We start from the raw sequence: 1640 nt of genomic DNA on the forward strand, positions 1-1640 counted from the left end.
TGTCCGCCCAGCACCAGACGGTGAATCTCGCGGCGCCACTTCGGCAGGCCCGTGTACGTAAGGGGAGAAAATGGCAACACTCGAGGAAATCAAGGAACTACTGGGAGAACCCTGTTTCAATTGGTGTGTTCCTGCTCCCTGGGTCCAACTGGAGCGTGAACTCGGCATCTTCTTCCCCGATGACTTCCGAGCTATAGCCGACGCCTATGGCCCAGTCGTGATCAACAAAGGGTTGTACCTTTACCACCCTGGTCATCCGATCAGGAACCTGGGAGATGAGATCAAAGAATCGATCAAGTTTTGGCTTGAAGAAGATTCAGCAGAGTTTCTCCCCCGTGGGGCAGGGTCTCGACCCGGAGAGCTGTTGCCGATCGCAGCAGGAACAACAGCAGAGACCATCTTCCTGCAAGTACCTTGCGAGTCCTCAGCGCCTTGGGCTGTGGGCGTGCAGGAAATGGATAGCGGGGAATTCGTGCTCTACGAAATGACGTTCAGCGACTGGTTGCTGGCATACCTCAAGGGCGACGACGTCATGGCGGGTGCCTCCGTCCCGGACCGCTCGTTCTACGAGCCTCTGAGCTAGTGGCTTGTCACGCGGTCTTGGCCGGGTATTCGGTCCAGGTGCGGGTGGGTGAGTCGGGGGCGAAGTTGGCCTTCGGCTCAGCGCGCGCGTTCCGCCAGCGGATGTAGGCGCTGATGGCGGCGTTCTGTTCATCGTGACTGCGGTGGTCGGTGCCGTTTAGTGCGAAGTAGCGCAAGGCCGCGAACTCGGACTCGATCCAGTTCAGCCATGAGCCGTAGGCGGGGAGGAAGACCAGCTCGACCTGGTTCGCTACGGCCCATGCCCGGACGTGGGGGCGCTTGTGTGGGGAGAAGTTGTCCAGCACGACGTAGAACTTCTCTCCGGGCCAGCGGACCCGAAGCGCCTTGAGCAGGTCAAGGAACTCGCGCCATCGCTTGCGTTGCCGGATGTGGTAGTAGATTTTCCCGGTAGTCAGGTCGAGGGCGGCGAGCATGTGCATCACGCCGTCGTAGCGGTTGTAGGTGGCCCGGAGCCGACGGGGTCTGCCGCGCGGTCGCCAGACCTTGCCCTTGCGGGGCAGCAGGTTGAGCGGGCCGAACTCGTCCACGCATATCACCCGGCCGTCTGCGGGTGGTACGTCGTACAGCTCCAGCACCCGGTGCATCTTGGCGATGAAGTCGGATCGGTGGAGGCCTTCCACGTTGTGGTGGTCTGCCAGGAGACCTTGCCCTCGCGCAGGATCCGGCGCAGGGTCTCCCGACTGACGGCGGGCACGACCTTCCGGGCGACCAGGTGCTCGGCCAGTTTGGCGAGGCTCCAGGTGGAGAACGCGGCGATGCCCCAGTCGACGGGGGACGTCCTGGCAATCAGGCAGATGCGCTCGCGCACCTGGTCACTGATTACCCTCGGGCGTCCCCCGCCCCATTTTGGGTCCAGCGCGTCGAACCCCCGCTTGTTGAACGCATGGATGACGTCGCGCACATAATCCTCGCTGACCTGTATCAACGAGACGATGTCCTTCACCGACTGGTGCTGGGCGGACATCATCACCACGATGGCCCGCCGCAGTCTGACCGGGTCCTTCGATGTCCGACCGATCCGCTGCAGGCGTCGGCCC

The 1640-nt window shown here is 62.5% G+C and carries 3 protein-coding genes; 1 reads left to right on the top strand and 2 read right to left on the bottom strand.

Annotated elements, in window-relative coordinates; all coding sequences use genetic code 11:
• Positions 1-70: 70 nt before the first annotated feature.
• Positions 71-583, top strand: a complete 513-nt coding sequence (locus AB0D18_RS41205) for an SMI1/KNR4 family protein (protein ID WP_362430845.1) — start codon at positions 71-73, stop codon at positions 581-583.
• Between the two features lie 7 nt (positions 584-590).
• Here the strand turns inward: AB0D18_RS41205 and AB0D18_RS41210 are convergent, their stop codons facing one another.
• Both AB0D18_RS41210 and AB0D18_RS41215 read right to left on the bottom strand, forming a co-directional pair.
• Entirely contained in the window at positions 591-1187 is a 597-nt protein-coding gene (locus AB0D18_RS41210; RefSeq protein ID WP_362430847.1) for an IS630 family transposase, read from the bottom strand.
• Positions 1136-1640 (bottom strand): helix-turn-helix domain-containing protein (locus tag AB0D18_RS41215; RefSeq protein WP_362430846.1); only part of this gene is annotated, 505 nt, incomplete at its 5' end. The genes AB0D18_RS41215 and AB0D18_RS41210, both read right to left, overlap by 52 nt.

The organism is Streptomyces sp. NPDC048442, assembly GCF_040651475.1.
In the GTDB taxonomy this organism is placed as follows: Bacteria; Actinomycetota; Actinomycetes; order Streptomycetales; family Streptomycetaceae; genus Streptomyces.

What these genes read in the sequence shown, in the direction of transcription:
- AB0D18_RS41205 (WP_362430845.1), top strand. Translation starts at nt 71, where the DNA reads ATGGCAACACTCGAGGAAATCAAGGAACTACTGGGAGAACCCTGTTTC.
- AB0D18_RS41210 (WP_362430847.1), bottom strand. Translation starts at nt 1,187, where the DNA reads ATGCACCGGGTGCTGGAGCTGTACGACGTACCACCCGCAGACGGCCGG.